This is a genomic window from Arhodomonas sp. KWT, assembly GCF_010993615.1.
Window position 1 is genome coordinate 1 of the sequence record NZ_WNXE01000734.1, and the last position, 830, is coordinate 830.

General features: G+C 72.5%; 1 protein-coding gene. It reads right to left on the reverse strand.

Annotation, left to right across the window (positions count from 1 at the left end; genetic code table 11):
* On the reverse strand, positions 1-806 hold an 806-nt coding region (locus tag G7A99_RS22055; protein WP_163144122.1), incomplete at its 3' end, for a cobalamin-binding protein.
* Between the last annotated feature and the right edge of the window lie 24 nt (positions 807-830).

An 830-nucleotide genomic window follows, 5' to 3' on the forward strand; every position in this document is an offset into this window, starting at 1 on the left:
GGGCTGGCGCGGTGGATCACGTCCGGGTCGACGTTGAAGAGGTTGTCCCGGGCCACTGCGGTGATCGACGGCCACTGTTGCCAGTCGTCCAGCCACTGCGGGCGTTCCCTGCCCCGTCCGGCGGCGATGATGACCTCGGGGTCGGCGGCGATGACCGCCTCGGTGCCCACCCGCGGCACCAGAGGGTCGAGGCCGGCGAAGACGTTGCGCCCGCCGCAGAGATCGATGACCCGGCTGATCAGGTGCTCGCCGTTGACCGTGATCATGGGGTGGTTCCAGATCTGGAAGAACACGGACACGCTCGGCTGTCCCGAGTAGCGTTCGGCAAGGTGGTCGCGTTCGCTGCGGAAGCGGGCCGCGGTGGTGCGGGCGGGCTCGGGGGTGCCGGCGAGCCGGCCGAGGCGTTCGACGGTCTCGGGGATCGCCTCCAGCGAGCGCGGCTCGCTGACGAACACGGTCAGCCCCAGCTTGCGCAGGCGTTCCACCGTCTCCTCGCCGTTGCCGCTGCGCCAGGCCACGACCAGGTCCGGGTCGAGTCCGAGGATGCGCTCGTAGTCGACCGCGTCGTAGCTGCCCACCCGGGGCAGGTCCCGGGCCGCCGGGGGCCAGTCGCTGTAGCTCACCGCGCCGACCACGTGATCGCCGGCGCCGGCGGCGTACAGGATCTCCGTGGCGTGGGGGGCGAGGCTGACGATGCGGTCTGCCGGCTCCGGCAGCTCTATGCGGCGGCCGGCGTCGTCGACGGCGCTCACGGCCGCGGCGGCCGCGGCGTGGAGCAGGAACAGGGCGGCGAGCAAGGTCCTCATGCGGTGATCTCCCCGAGGGCGGTG